At 71.1% G+C, this 13,623-nt stretch carries 14 protein-coding genes and 1 riboswitch; of the genes, 9 read left to right on the forward strand and 5 right to left on the reverse strand.

Annotation, left to right across the window (positions count from 1 at the left end; genetic code table 11):
- The first annotated feature begins 9 nt into the window (after positions 1 to 9).
- The 4 genes from dxs (at position 10) to PH203_RS26835 (ending at position 4,121) form a co-directional block, all read left to right on the forward strand.
- The gene (gene dxs / locus PH203_RS26820; RefSeq protein ID WP_289923063.1) at positions 10 to 1,923 is read left to right on the forward strand and encodes a 1-deoxy-D-xylulose-5-phosphate synthase; all 1,914 of its coding nucleotides are present in this window, start codon (positions 10 to 12) and stop codon (positions 1,921 to 1,923) included.
- The gene (locus PH203_RS26825) at positions 1,920 to 3,305 is read left to right on the forward strand and encodes an aspartate aminotransferase family protein (protein ID WP_289923064.1); all 1,386 of its coding nucleotides are present in this window, start codon (positions 1,920 to 1,922) and stop codon (positions 3,303 to 3,305) included. Before dxs ends, PH203_RS26825 begins: the two co-directional genes overlap by 4 nt.
- 73 nt (positions 3,306 to 3,378) lie before the next feature.
- Positions 3,379 to 4,002, forward strand: coding sequence for an XRE family transcriptional regulator (locus tag PH203_RS26830; RefSeq protein ID WP_289923065.1), 624 nt, complete (start codon positions 3,379 to 3,381; stop codon positions 4,000 to 4,002).
- Entirely contained in the window at positions 3,999 to 4,121 is a 123-nt protein-coding gene (locus PH203_RS26835) for a DUF6126 family protein (protein ID WP_289923066.1), read from the forward strand. The genes PH203_RS26830 and PH203_RS26835 overlap by 4 nt, the downstream gene beginning before the upstream one ends.
- Positions 4,122 to 4,133: 12 nt before the next feature.
- Here the strand turns inward: PH203_RS26835 and PH203_RS26840 are convergent, their stop codons facing one another.
- A complete protein-coding gene (locus PH203_RS26840) occupies positions 4,134 to 4,931 on the reverse strand; it encodes a tyrosine-protein phosphatase (RefSeq protein ID WP_289923067.1) in 798 nt (265 codons plus the stop codon).
- Positions 4,932 to 5,100: 169 nt separating this feature from the next.
- Here PH203_RS26840 and PH203_RS26845 point away from each other — a divergent pair, with 169 nt between their 5' ends.
- The 5 genes from PH203_RS26845 (at position 5,101) to PH203_RS26865 (ending at position 11,300) form a co-directional block, all read left to right on the forward strand.
- Positions 5,101 to 7,185, forward strand: coding sequence for an alpha-galactosidase (locus PH203_RS26845; RefSeq protein ID WP_289923068.1), 2,085 nt, complete (start codon positions 5,101 to 5,103; stop codon positions 7,183 to 7,185).
- Between the two features lie 316 nt (positions 7,186 to 7,501).
- Positions 7,502 to 7,659, forward strand: a riboswitch (cyclic di-AMP (ydaO/yuaA leader).
- A gap of 5 nt (positions 7,660 to 7,664) precedes the next feature.
- Positions 7,665 to 8,651, forward strand: a complete 987-nt coding sequence (locus PH203_RS26850; protein WP_289923069.1) for a LysM peptidoglycan-binding domain-containing M23 family metallopeptidase — start codon at positions 7,665 to 7,667, stop codon at positions 8,649 to 8,651.
- Positions 8,652 to 8,779: 128 nt separating this feature from the next.
- Positions 8,780 to 9,286: a DUF6250 domain-containing protein gene (locus PH203_RS26855; RefSeq protein WP_289923070.1), complete on the forward strand. Its 507-nt coding sequence runs from the start codon at positions 8,780 to 8,782 to the stop codon at positions 9,284 to 9,286.
- 160 nt (positions 9,287 to 9,446) lie between these two features.
- The gene (locus tag PH203_RS26860) at positions 9,447 to 10,232 is read left to right on the forward strand and encodes an SGNH/GDSL hydrolase family protein (protein WP_289923236.1); all 786 of its coding nucleotides are present in this window, start codon (positions 9,447 to 9,449) and stop codon (positions 10,230 to 10,232) included.
- Between the two features lie 300 nt (positions 10,233 to 10,532).
- Positions 10,533 to 11,300 carry an SIMPL domain-containing protein gene (locus tag PH203_RS26865; RefSeq protein WP_289923071.1) on the forward strand — a complete coding sequence of 256 codons (768 nt, stop codon included), beginning with the start codon at positions 10,533 to 10,535 and terminating at the stop codon, positions 11,298 to 11,300.
- 67 nt (positions 11,301 to 11,367) lie between these two features.
- Here PH203_RS26865 and PH203_RS26870 read toward each other — a convergent pair whose 3' ends face one another.
- From PH203_RS26870 to PH203_RS26885, 4 genes are all read right to left on the reverse strand, one after another.
- Positions 11,368 to 11,781, reverse strand: a complete 414-nt coding sequence (locus PH203_RS26870; RefSeq protein ID WP_289923072.1) for a hypothetical protein — start codon at positions 11,779 to 11,781, stop codon at positions 11,368 to 11,370.
- 85 nt (positions 11,782 to 11,866) lie between these two features.
- Positions 11,867 to 12,487, reverse strand: coding sequence for a TetR/AcrR family transcriptional regulator (locus PH203_RS26875; RefSeq protein WP_289923073.1), 621 nt, complete (start codon positions 12,485 to 12,487; stop codon positions 11,867 to 11,869).
- A gap of 88 nt (positions 12,488 to 12,575) precedes the next feature.
- Positions 12,576 to 12,830: an acetate--CoA ligase family protein gene (locus tag PH203_RS26880; protein ID WP_289923074.1), complete on the reverse strand. Its 255-nt coding sequence runs from the start codon at positions 12,828 to 12,830 to the stop codon at positions 12,576 to 12,578.
- On the reverse strand, positions 12,755 to 13,618 hold the full coding sequence (locus PH203_RS26885) for an acetate--CoA ligase family protein (RefSeq protein WP_289923075.1): 864 nt from the start codon (positions 13,616 to 13,618) through the stop codon (positions 12,755 to 12,757). Before PH203_RS26885 ends, PH203_RS26880 begins: the two co-directional genes overlap by 76 nt.
- Between the last annotated feature and the right edge of the window lie 5 nt (positions 13,619 to 13,623).

The raw sequence follows: 13,623 nt of genomic DNA on the forward strand, positions 1-13,623 counted from the left end.
GGGCCCGACGTGACGATTCTGGAGAACATCCGGGGACCGCGCGACCTGAGGGCGTTGTCCGAGGTGGAACTCGGTCAACTGTCCGAGGAGATAAGGGAGTTCCTGGTGCACGCGGTCGCCAGGACGGGCGGACACCTCGGGCCCAATCTGGGGGTGGTGGAACTCTCCATCGCCCTCCACCGGGTCTTCGAGTCACCCGTCGACCGCATTGTCTGGGACACCGGCCATCAGAGCTATGTGCACAAGATTCTGACGGGGCGTCAGGATTTTTCGAAGTTGCGCGGCAAGGGCGGGCTGTCCGGCTATCCGTCGCGTGAGGAGTCCGAGCACGACATCGTCGAGAACAGCCACGCCTCCACCGCGCTCGGCTGGGCCGACGGACTCGCCAAGGCCCGCGAGGTGCAGGGCGAGAAGGGGCATGTGGTCGCCGTCATCGGCGACGGGGCGCTCACCGGCGGGATGGCCTGGGAGGCGCTCAACAACATCGCGGCCGCCAAGGACCGGCCGCTGATCATCGTCGTCAACGACAACGAGCGGTCGTACTCGCCGACGATCGGGGGCCTCGCGAACCACCTGGCGACCCTGCGCACGACCGACAGTTACGAGAAGGTCCTGGCCTGGGGGAAGGACGTACTGCTGCGGACCCCGGTCGTCGGCCACACGATCTACGAGTCGCTGCACGGCGCGAAGAAGGGCTTCAAGGACGCGTTCGCGCCGCAGGGCATGTTCGAGGACCTCGGGCTGAAGTACGTCGGCCCGATCGACGGGCATGACATCGGGGCCGTCGAGTCGGCGCTGCGGCGCGCGAAACGCTTCCACGGGCCGGTGCTGATCCACTGCCTCACCGAGAAGGGGCGCGGATACGAGCCCGCCCTCGCCCATGAGGAGGACCACTTCCACACCGTCGGGGTGATGGACCCGCTCACCTGCGAGCCGCTCTCGCCCTCCAACGGGCCTTCCTGGACCTCGGTGTTCGGGGACGAGATCGTCGCGATCGGGCAGGAGCGGGAGGACGTCGTGGCGATCACGGCGGCCATGCTGCACCCGGTGGGGCTCGGCAAGTTCGCGGCACGGTTCCCGGACCGGGTGTGGGACGTGGGGATCGCCGAGCAGCACGCGGCGGTGTCCGCGGCGGGGCTCGCGACCGGCGGGCTGCATCCCGTCGTGGCCGTGTACGCGACCTTCCTCAACCGCGCCTTCGACCAGCTCCTGATGGACGTCGCACTGCATCGCTGCGGGGTGACCTTCGTGCTGGACCGGGCCGGGGTGACGGGTGTGGACGGGGCCTCGCACAACGGCATGTGGGACATGTCGATCCTCCAGGTCGTACCGGGCCTCAGGATCGCCGCGCCCCGCGACGCCGACCAGCTGCGGTCGCAGCTCAGGGAGGCCGTGGCGGTGGACGACGCGCCGACGCTCGTCCGTTTCCCGAAGGAGTCGGTCGGCCCGGAGATCCCCGCGGTGGACCGGGTGGGCGGCATGGACGTGCTGCACCGGGGGGAGCGGCCCGAGGTGCTCCTGGTGGCCGTCGGTGTCATGGCGCCGGTCTGTCTGCAGGCCGCCGAGCTGCTGGCGGCCCGCGGCATCAACTGCACGGTCGTGGACCCCCGTTGGATCAAACCCGTCGACCCGGCGCTGCCCGGCCTCGCCGCCGAGCACCGACTGGTCGCCGTCGTCGAGGACAACAGCCGCGCGGCCGGCGTCGGTTCCGCCGTCGCCCTCGCGCTCGGGGACGCCGAAGTCGACGTACCCGTACGGCGGTTCGGGATCCCCGAGCAGTTCCTCGCACACGCCAAGCGCGGTGAGGTGCTCGCCGACATCGGTCTCACGCCGGTCGAGGTCGCCGGGCGGATCAGCGCGAGCCTGGCCGTCAAGGAAGTGGCAGCCGACCCGGCTGCGGCGATCAAGGAGAACGCCGAATGACCACGGAGTTCGACCTCGGCAGACTCCTCGCCGAGCGCGGAGCCGAGCGCTACGAGCTGCACACCAGGTACCTCAACCACCAGCTCCCGCGCATGCTGCACACCATCGGCTTCGACAAGGTCTACGAGCGGGCCGAGGGCGCCTACTTCTGGGACGCCGACGGCAACGACTACCTGGACATGCTCGCCGGGTTCGGAGTGATGGGCCTCGGCCGTCATCACCCCGTCGTCCGCAAGGCGCTGCACGACGTCCTCGACGCCCAGCTCGCCGACCTCACCCGCTTCGACTGCCAGCCGCTGCCCGGGCTGCTGGCCGAGAAGCTCCTCACGCACAGCCCGCACCTGGACCGGGTGTTCTTCGGCAACAGCGGTACGGAAGCGGTGGAGACCGCACTGAAGTTCGCCCGGCGGGCCACCGGCAAGCCGCGCGTCCTGTACTGCGATCACGCCTTCCACGGGCTGACCACGGGCTCGCTGTCGGTCAACGGCGAGGACGGCTTCCGGGACGGCTTCGCCCCGCTGCTGCCCGACACGGCCGTGCCTCTCGGTGATCTCGACGCCCTGGCGAGGGAGTTGAAGAAGGGCGACGTCGCCGCCCTGATCGTCGAGCCGATCCAGGGCAAGGGCGTCCACGAGGCCCCGCCCGGCTATCTGCGCGCCGCCCAGGAACTGCTGCACAGGCACAAGGCCCTGCTGATCGCGGACGAGGTGCAGACCGGGCTCGGGCGGACCGGCGACTTCTACGCCTACCAGCACGAGGACGGCGTCGAGCCGGACCTGGTCTGCGTGGCCAAGGCGCTCTCCGGCGGCTATGTGCCGGTCGGCGCCACGCTCGGCAAGGACTGGATCTTCAAGAAGGTCTACTCGTCGATCGACCGGGTGCTCGTGCACTCCGCGAGCTTCGGGTCCAACGCGCAGGCCATGGCGGCCGGTCTCGCCGTGCTGTCCGTCATGGAGAACGAGCAGATCGTCGCCAACGCCCGCGCCACCGGGGAACTGCTCAGGTCCCGGCTCGCGGCCCTCGTCGACAAGTACGAGCTGCTCGCCGATGTGCGCGGCCGGGGACTGATGGTCGGCATCGAGTTCGGCCGGCCCAAGTCCCTCGGGCTGCGCAGCCGCTGGACCATGCTGCAGGCCGCCCGCAAGGGTCTCTTCGCGCAGATGGTCGTCGTACCGCTGCTGCAACGGCACCGGATCCTCACCCAGGTCTCCGGGGACCACCTTGAGGTGATCAAGCTGATCCCGCCGCTGACCGTCGGCGAACGGGAGGTGGAGCGGTTCGTGGACGCCTTCACGGAGGTCATGGACGACGCGCACAGCGGGGGCGGCCTGATGTGGGACTTCGGCAAGACGTTGGTCAAGCAGGCGGTGGCCAACCGGTAGGACCACGGCCGGGAGTTTTGCCTCTGAGGCAAGAAATTTGCCGTGGAGGCAAGCCTCCGGCTGAATGGAGAGCATGAGCTCTCCCGAGAGCGGGGACCCTGCCGAGCAGGCCGGCCTCCTGCCCGTCGTCGCCCCGCAGCTGCGCGCACTGCGCCGCCGCGCCTCCCTGACCCTGGAGGCCGCGGCCCGTGCCGCCGGGCTGTCGCCCGCCCACCTGTCCCGGCTGGAGACCGGCCGGCGCCAGCCCTCGCTGCCGATGCTGCTCGCGCTCGCCCGCATCTACGGTACGACGGTCTCGGAGCTGCTCGGCGAGACGGTCACCGAACGGGACGCCGTCGTACGCGCCTTTGACATGGAACCCACCGCCGCCGGCGGCTGGACCTACTGGCAGGCCGGCTCACCGGGACGTGGCATGCAGGCGCTGCGCGTCCATGTCCCGCACGGCTCCCAGGGCGACATCGTGCGCGTCCACCCCGGCGAGGAATGGCTGTACGTCCTCAAGGGGCGGCTGCGACTGCACCTCGGCGACACCACGCACCGGCTCGCCCCCGGCGACAGCGCGCACTTCGACTCGCTGACCCCGCACCGCATCGCGGCCCAGGACCCGGGCGGGGTCGAGCTGCTCTTCGTCCACACCCTGCTGCAGAGCCCCACGGCCACCCTGTGCCTGGGCCCGACCACTGGAGAGACGCCATGACCGACATGGAGGAGAAGTTCCCGCGCGCCCTGTGGGTGCGGCTGATCATCTACATCGCGGTGGGGCACGTCTTCGCGGCCTTCGTCTATCTGCTGTTCGAGCTCGGAGCCAAGCAGTAGAGCCCGCGACCGTCAGTCGAGCAGCCGCACCCGCAGCCGCTCCCGGCGCTCCGGTGTGACACCGAGCCCCTGCTCCAGATAGGCGTCGACGCTGCCCCAGGTCTCCTCGATGGTCTCGAACGCGGCCAGCAGATACTCGGCGCGCGCGTCGAAGAGCGGGCTCAGCAGCTCCATGACCTCGGGGGAGTACGCGGCGGTGGACTTGCTGCTGCGGTGCACCTTGTAGCGGCGGTGCTTGGCGTTCGACTCCAGGTAGTCGGCGACGATCGCCTCCCGCTCCACCCCGAGGGCGAGCAGCGTCACCGCTATGGACAGACCCGCGCGGTCCTTGCCCGCCGCGCAGTGCATCAGCGCGGGGACGCTGTCCTCGGCGAGGGAGTGCAGCACGCGGGAGTGCTCGGCGGTGCGCTCCTTGATGATCTGGCGGTACGAGGCGATCATCCGGTTCGCCGCCTTGTCGTCGCCGAGGAGCTCGCGCAGCGTCTCGATCTCGCCGTCCCGGACCATCTTCCAGAACTCCGCGCCGTCCGCCGGGTCGCTCAGCGGGAGGTTCACATTGCGCACGCCCGGCAGCTCGACGTCGGGGCCTTCCAGCTTCTGGTCCGAGGCGTTGCGGAAGTCGAAGACCGTGTGCAGCCCCAGCGAGGACAGGAAGGCGGCGTCCTCGTCGGTCGCGTGGGCCAGGTGGCCGCTGCGGAACAGCACCCCGTACCGCACCCGCCGTCCGTCCACGGTCGGCAGGCCGCCCACGTCACGGAAATTGCGGACACCGGCCAGCTCGGGCTCGGTCGACGGGATCTGCTGCGTCACGGGGGCTCCTCCCAGCCGGTCCCGCCGCACGGCACGTCGGCGGGCACGCTCTTGACGATACGACATGGATTCCTGGGGCAATGAGTTGTCCACAGGCGTTGCATCAGAGCCGCACGGACGTTGATGATGTTGGCACTTGAGCGTCACTGTTCGAATATGTGAGGGTCTGATGCTGGAGATCTCCGAAACCGGCCGCACCTGGCTTCTCTCCGGGCCTGCCAGCAGTTATGCCGTCTCTCTCGGCGAGAACGACGAGCTCCTGCATCTGCACTGGGGCCCCGCGATCGCGCTCGCCGACGCCGAGGCCCTCGCGGTACGCCCGCTGCCCGACTACCGGCCCTTCGAGTCGCAGCTCGACGGCCGCGAGGAGTACCCCGTCGAGGGCGGCCCCCGCTTCGTACGGCCCGCGCTGTCCGTGCGCACCGCCGAGCGGCGCGGGACCGAGTGGACCTTCACGTCGTACGAGACCGTGACGGCTCCCGACGGCGACGAACTCCGGCTGCTGTTCCATGACGACGGACTGGCGATCACCCTGCACTACCGGATGCGCGGCGATGTCCTGGAGCGCTGGGTGACCCTGGACAACCAGGGGGCCGAGGCCGTGGAGCTGCTGCGCGCCGACTCCGCGACCTGGACCCTGCCCGACCGCGAGGACTGGCGGCTGACCCATCTGCACGGCCGCTGGGCCGCCGAGTCCCGGCTGACCGCGGCCCCCCTCACCTACGGTGAGAAGGTCATCGGCAGCCGGCGCGGCCACACCGGGCACCAGTACCTGCCGTGGGTCGCGCTCGACACGGACGCCACCGAGGAGCGCGGCGAGGTCTACGGCTGCGCGCTGGGCTGGTCGGGCTCCTGGCGGATCGCCGTGGCGCAACTCCCCGACGCGCGCGTGCAGATCACCGGCGGCGCCGGGTACGACGAGTCGGGCCTGCTGCGGCTGGCGCCGGGGGAGTCCTTCACCACCCCCGTCTTCGCCGGGCTGTGGAGCGACGGCGGCTTCGGCGGGGCGAGCCGGGCCTGGCACGCCTACCAGCGGGCTTACGTCATCCCGGACGCCGGGCAGGACCGGCCCGTGCTGTTCAACTGCTGGGAGGCCACCGAGTTCGACATCTCCGAGGAGCAGCAGGGCGCCCTCGCCCGGCGGGCGGCGGCGATCGGTGTCGAACTGTTCGTGGTCGACGACGGCTGGTTCGGCGCCCGCACCAGCGACCGCGCCGGGCTCGGCGACTGGACGCCCAACCCGGACCGCTTCCCCGGCGGCCTGAAGCCCCTGGCCGACCAGGTGCACGCCCTCGGCATGCAGTTCGGCATCTGGGTGGAACCCGAGATGGTCAACCCGGACAGCGAGCTGTACCGGGCGCACCCGGACTGGGTGCAGTACCAGCCGGGACGAAAGCGGACGGAGTTCCGCAACCAGCTCGTACTGAACCTCGCACGCGAGGATGTCCAGGAGTATCTCTGGCAGCAGCTCGACACGCTCCTGACCAGCGCCCCGATCGACTATGTGAAGTGGGACTTCAACCGCTGCTTCACCGACGCCGGCTGGCCCGGCGAGCCTTACCCGCAGCGCCTGTGGGTCGACCATGTGCACGGCTTCTACGCCCTGCTGGACCGCCTCAGGGCCGCCCACCCCGGCGTCGCCTTCGAGTCCTGCTCGGGCGGCGGCGGCCGGATCGACCTCGGTGTCCTGAGCCGCACCGACCAGGTGTGGACCTCCGACAACACCGACCCGCTCGACCGGCTCGCCATCCAGCACGGCTTCAGCCAGATCCACCCCGCGCGCGTGATGGCCGCCTGGGTCACCGACAGTCCGAACGCCATGCTCAACGGCCGGGTCAGCTCGCTGCGCTTCCGGTTCGTGAGCGCCATGGCCGGGGTCCTCGGCGTCGGCGGCGACCTCACCCGGTGGACCGAGGAGGAGCTCGCCGAGGCCCGTGAGTGGGTGGAGCTCTACAAGGAGATCCGGCCGCTCGTGCAGCGCGGCGAGCTCCACCGGCTGCGGCCCCCGCGGGGCGGACTGAGTGCCGTGCAGTACGTCCTCGGCGACGAGACCGTCGTCCTCGCCTGGCTCCAGGCGCAGAGCTACGGCGAGCCCGTACCGGCGGTGCGGCTGCGCGGGCTCGACCCGACAGCGTCGTACGAATGCCTCGAAACGGGTGAAGTTCACAGAGGTGCCGTATTGCTGCATCACGGACTTCGTATGGCATTGCGCGGCGATCTGGATGCGGCAGTTCTCCGGCTGCGCCGCATCTGAGCAATCTGTCCGAATTGGCGCCTTCCTCATCCTTCATTCCAACTCGCTCTGGAATAAGGGAAGCTGTGAATGTGCCACGTGAGCAGCGTCATATCCGTGACCGTCAGTCGCCCGTCATGTTCACGTAATTCCCCAGCTTTTACTGGGGTTTTGCGGGGCGGGCGACGGGCGTAATTCACGCAGGGTGACCGCCGATTCTCATAGCGGATCAAGAGGAACGCATTCGTGTGGAACCTCTTACTTGTCCCTTTGCGTCTTGCTCGCTTACGTTCGCCATCAATCCGGACGGACGCCCAATCCTGCCGCCGCCCGGAATCCGCACAACTCACCCGTGCACGGCAGGAGCGGGGGACCCACAGGTACAACCGCCTGTTCCGGTCTCCGGAACGGCTAGGGGTTAAGTCGCACTTCGGTGCGGCCGGGCATCTCCAGCTCGCACCCGACAGCTCACCTCGCAGGCGCCGGAGAGGAACTCGCCCATGCCCGCGAAGGGTAAGCACCGCCGTCCCAAGACCCAGCGCCTCACCCGCTCGATCGCCGTCGCCGGCACCGGCGGAGCCGCACTCGCCCTCCCGCTGATGGGCGCCGCCGGCGCCCACGCGGCCACCCCGCAGTCCGTTTCGGAAAAGGCCGTATCAGCCCTTCCGGTCGCCGAGAAGGCCGCGGCCGAGAAGACCGCCGCCGCGAAGAAGGCCGCGGAGAAGAAGAGTGCCGCGAACGCCGCGACCGTGCGCACCTATTCGGTGCGCGCCGGTGACTATCTCTCGAAGATCGCCGACGAGCAGAACGTCAGCGGTGGCTGGCGGAAGCTCTACTCGGACAACCGTGAGGCCGTCGGCTCCGACCCGTCGTTGATCCACCCCGGTCTGAAGCTCAGCATCGGCAAGAGGGCCGCCGCGAGCACGGAGAAGTCGGCGAGCGCCGAGAAGCCGACGAACACCCGAAAGTCGTCGTCCGCTTCCTCTGGTTCCTCCGATTCCTCCGCCTCCAAGTCGTCCTCCTCGGATACGACGACGGCCACCCGGAGCAGCGAGTCGACCAGCACCGGCAGCTCCAGCGGCTTCACGCTCCCCGTGGCCGGTGCCACCGTCGGCACCCCGTACCGCATGGCGGGCAGCATGTGGTCCAGCGGCTACCACACGGGCGTCGACTTCGTCGTCCCGACCGGCACCTCGCTCAAGGCCGTCGGCGCGGGCACCGTCGTCTCCGCCGGCTGGGGCGGTGCGTACGGCAACCAGGTCGTCATCCGGCTCGCCGACGGCTACTACGCCCAGTACGCCCACCTGTCCTCGCTCTCGGTCTCGGCCGGCCAGACCGTCACCGAGGGCCAGCAGGTCGGCCTCTGCGGTGCGACCGGCAATGTCACCGGACCGCATCTGCACTTCGAGATCCGCACCACGCCGGACTACGGCTCGGACGTGGACCCGGTCGCCTACCTCCGCTCGAAGGGCGTCTCCGTCGGCTGACCCCTTCCCCTGTGCCATCGAAGGCCGGACCCCGATCCCCGGGTCCGGCCTTCGGTGTCGGGTCCTCCGGACTGTCGGGCCCTCCGGATTCGTGATCGATGCGGGTTCATGATCAATGTGTTGCGTCAGTGACGACCACGCGTAGAGCCTTCGGAGCCCTGGCGGCCGGTGCCGCCCTGGCCACCCTCGCCCCGGCCCCGGCCGCCGGCGCCCACTCCGCGCACCACCGCGGCCGCCTGATCGCCCGCGACGACTTCCGCCACGGCCTCGGCCAGTGGGCCGTGGAGCTGGAGAAGGGCGGCACCGTCACCGCCGCTCGCGGCACCCTGGAGGCCGAGGTGCCGGCCGGAGCGACGATCTGGTTCAGGCAGCGGCTCGAAGGCCCGTACGTCATCGAGTACACGGCCACCCCCGTCTCCGAGGGCGGTGTCAACGACCGGGTCTCCGACCTCAACAACTTCTGGAACGCCGTCGACGCCCGGTCCCCGGAGGACATCTTCGCCACCCGGCGGGGCGGGCAGCCGGCCGAGTACGACTACCTCAAGACGAACGGGCACTTCGCCTTCCGGACCACCTGGAGCCACTTCCGCTTCAGCGACTTCCGGGTGTGGCGGCCGAACCCTCAGCACCGGTGAGCCCTCAACATCGCTGATGGGAGAGGTATTCCGGGCTTGGCCAACACTTTAGGAGTGGCTTATCTCACCGCACGTCAACCCTTCCCTACGGTCGCGTAGGTCACATTCGAAGGTGAATCATGCCTCTGTGGCAGACGATTCGAAGAGTGACAGCAGAGCAGTGATCGGGTCGTACGTTGCGGTGGGGGACAGCTTCACCGAGGGCGTCGGCGACCCCGGTCCCGACGGGGCGTTCGTCGGCTGGGCCGACCGGTTCGCGGTACTTCTCGCCGACCGGCGGCCCGAGGGCGACTTCTCGTACGCCAACCTCGCCGTGCGCGGGAAACTCCTCGACCAGATCGTCGAGGACCAGCTCCCCAAGGCCGTGGAACTCGCGCCGGAGCTGGTCTCCTTCTGTGCGGGCGGCAACGACATCCTCCGGCCCGGCAGCGACCCCGACGAGGTGGCGGAGCGCTTCGAGCGGGCGGTCGCCCGGCTGACCGAGGCGTGCGGCACCGTGATGGTGACGACCGGCTTCGACACCCGTGGCGTGCCCGTGCTCAAGCATCTGCGCGGCAAGATCGCCACGTACAACGGGCATGTCCGCGCGGTCGCCGACCGGTACGGCTGTCCGGTGCTCGACCTGTGGTCCCTGAAGACCATCCAGGACCGCCGGGCCTGGGACGGCGACCGGCTGCACCTCTCCGCCGACGGGCACACGCGCGTGGCGCTCCGCGCCGGTCAGGTGCTCGGCCTGGAGGTCCCGGCCGACCCCGACCAGCCCTGGCCCCCGCTGCCGCCCCGCGGCACGCTCGACGTGCGGCGCGACGACGTGCACTGGGCGCGGGAGTACCTGGTGCCGTGGATCGGGCGGCGACTGCGCGGGGAGTCCTCGGGCGACCATGTGACGGCCAAGGGCACGCTGTCGCCGGACGACATCAAGATGCGGATCGCGTCGGTGGCGTGACGGGGCGGCGGTGCTCGCGCCGCGCGACGGCGCGACGGCGGCCCCCTTGTACGGGCTGACGGTGACGGGCTGTCCGGGCCGTGAGGCGACGGATGCCAGCAGGGTGTCCCGGCCTTGCGGTGGCTGACCACGGCGGGGCGCTCAGGCCTGGCGTGGTGTGGCTCGCGTGTCGCCGGGCAGGGCGGCCTCCGTCGGCTCGACCAGTGAGGTGACCGCGCGGGAGTGGTGCGCGTTCCGGTCCCGGGTCCGGTGCTGGGATGACGGCACACCGTTACCGACCCCGGAAGGACCGGACCGCGCATGCCCGTTCCCCGTACGCCTGCCGCCGCGATCGCTGTGACCCTGCTGGCCCTGGGCCTGCCCGCCCTTGCCGCGCCCGCTGCCGCCGCCGTCACCATCGCCGCCCACGCCCCCGCCCCCGTGTCGCGCGTCGCCATGGCGCCTGCCACCGTCAGCGTGACCGGCGAGGGCAGCGCCGTCGGCGACCCCGACATCGCGCTGGTCGGCGCGGGCGTGGAAGTCACGGCCAAGACCACCCAGGCCGCGCTCGACGCGCAGAGCAAGGCCGCCGCAGCGCTGCTGAAGGCCGTACGAGCCCAGGGAGTCGCCGACAAGGACGTCCGGACCGAGAACGTCTCCCTCACCCCCGTCTACGACTACGACGACGGCGAGTCCACGCTCAAGGGCTACCAGGCCTCCCAGACCTTCTCGATCAAGGTGCGCAAGGTCGCCGCCACCGGTGCCCTGCTCAAGGCCGTCACCGACGCCACCGGCAACGCGGGCCGCATCAACTCCGTCGTGTTCGACCTCGACGACCGCCGCCCGCTCCAGGCCCGCGCCCGCAAGGCCGCGCACGACGACGCGCGAGCCAAGGCCGAGGAGTACGCCCAGCTCAGCGGTCACCGGCTCGGCCGGCTGGTCTCGCTGAGCGAGGGCGGCACGGGGTATGTCGTGCCGATGCCGCCGGTCGCCGCGGACGCACCGGCGGGCGGTGCCGGCGCGGTGCCGCTGGCGCCGGGGGAGATCAAGGCGACGGCTTCGGTGGCCGCGGTGTACGAGCTGGACTGAGAGACCGTGAGACCGTCCGCGCATCGGCCGGTGTGAGCCGCCCGGACACGGACGGCTCCCACTCCGGCTACGGCCGGATCCAGCGGCTCAACGCCTCGACCGTGTTCTCCGGCGACGAGTTGAAGCACAGCCGGATCCCGGGCGCCGCCTCGGTGAGCACGTTGACGAGCCGCTCGAACAGCACGGTGTTCTCCGGCGCCATCCGCACGCCGCCGCCGATCATCGCCACGCCGAACGCATGCGCCTTGAGCTGCTCCCGGACGGCCGTCTCGGAGCGGTCCGGGTCGGTGTCGATCAGACAGGGCACCACATCGAACCCCGCCTCGCGCAGCGCGGTGTGCGCCGCCTCGATCCGGGCGGTGAAGGCCTCCTCGTCGACCCCGCCGGGCATCCGGCTGTAGTCGAGCACCCGCGGGTGCAGTCCGACGGACAGCACCTTCGTCGTGCCGGGCAGGGGAGGTGGGGCGGTCGGTGGGACCACGGGCGGGGGCCCTTTCTGTCGGTCGGCGAGGCCGGTTCCGGCTCTTGCGGGGCGCCGCTTCGTGCGCAGGGCCCGTGCGGCCCCCTCAGCGCTCCTGTGCGCTCAACGTCTCGGCCCCCAGGCCGAGTTCCCGGGCCAGCGCCTCGTCCACCCACTCCTGTGCGCGGACCCGCGACACCGAGCCCGGGTACGACGTCAGCTGGACGGCGAGACCGTCCAGGAGTGCGGTCAGACGCAGCGCCGCGGCAGCCGGGTCCGGGCACTGGAACTCGCCCGCGCTCACGCCCTCCGCGACGACTTCGGCGATCGCCGCCTTCCACTGCTTGTCGAGATCCCGGGTGACCTCCCGCAGCGCGGGCTCACGCAGCGCCGCCGCCCAGCCCTCGATCCACAGCCGCCAGCCCTTGGCCTGGCCGGTCGGGGCGTACCAGCGCACCGCCGACCGCAGCCGGCGCAGTGCCGTCGTACGGCGGCCGAGCAGCTTGCGCAGCTGCGCGAGATCGTCCTGCGCGGCGTACGCGAACGCGGCGGCGACCAGCTTCTCCTTCGTCGAGAAGTGGTACAGCACCAGCGCGTTGCTCACCCCGAGCGCAGAGGCCACGTCGGCGATCCTGACCGCCGCCACTCCCCGCGCCTCGATCTGCTCGATGGCGGCCCGCAACAGCTCCTCACGCCGCTCGGGCACACTCAACCGCACTCTCGCCACGCGGTCACCCTATTCCGTCACCGCCGACGGCGCCGGGCGAGGTCGCTCCCGTCGGATCGACCGGCCGGCGGCCGTGGCCGCGCCCCCGTCAGCGTGCGTTCCGCGGTACGGCGTGCGCGTCCAACGCGAGGGCGCCGCCCGGGTGCACGAGCAGAGGATTGACCTCCAGCTCGGCGAGCTCAGGGTGCTCGGCCCCGGCCCGGGCCACGGCGCACACGGCTGCCGCCGCCGCGTCCAGGTGCACGGCCGGGGCGCCGCGCCCCCCGGTCAGCGGCGGTGCATGGCGCAGTTCGAGGAGCAGGGCACGCGCGCGTACGCGGCTGAGCGGAGCCAGGGCCTGCACGGTGTCGGCGAGGAGCTCCGCGTTGACACCGCCGGCGTCGACGAGGACGACGGGACCCCGAAGGCGGGGTCCTGGCGCACCCCGACGATGAGTTCACGGGCGTACGGCGGTGCCGCCATGGCCTCCACGGCGAAGCGCACGGCGCCGGTCGCGGCACGCATACGGCGAAAGGCGGCGCGGAGCGCCTGCTGGTCGGCGAGGTGCAGGGCCACACCGCCGGCCTCGGTCTTGCGGGCGATCCCCATCGCCTTGAGGACCAGGGGAGCGCCGATCCGGTGCGCGGCCTGTGCCGCCTGGCTCACGTCCGTCACGAACTCGGCGACGGGGAAGGCCAGTCCGTACGACGCCAGCAGCTCACGGACCGTCTCGTAGCCGCCGTCGTGGATGCGGTGCACCGGGGGCGGCACCGTCGCCGGTACATGAGGGGCGCCCGTCGCGGTGAGCCGGGCAGTGCCTTTGGGGCCGAGCAGCCGCGCTCCGGCGCTCGTGACCGGGTCCGTGAGCGTCTGCTCCTCGGTCGGATCGGTGCCCGAGGTGACGACGGTGGCGCAGTGTGCGCCCGCCGCGAGTGCCTCGGCCACCACCGGGCGCACGTGCGGGGCCGGTACGGCGACCACGACGTGCTCGCACCGCACGCCGTCGAGGCCCGCCCGGAACGGCACGCCGTCCAGGGCGCCGCCGCGCCGGTTGACGAGGTGCACCTCGCGGCGGTCGCGCCCGGCGAGCGCACCCTTCGCGAGCCAGTACCCCCACTTCCTGGGGCGGTCGGACGCGCCCACGACCGCCACCGAGC

Source organism: Streptomyces sp. S.PB5 (assembly GCF_030403745.1).
Taxonomy (GTDB): Bacteria; Actinomycetota; Actinomycetes; order Streptomycetales; family Streptomycetaceae; genus Streptomyces.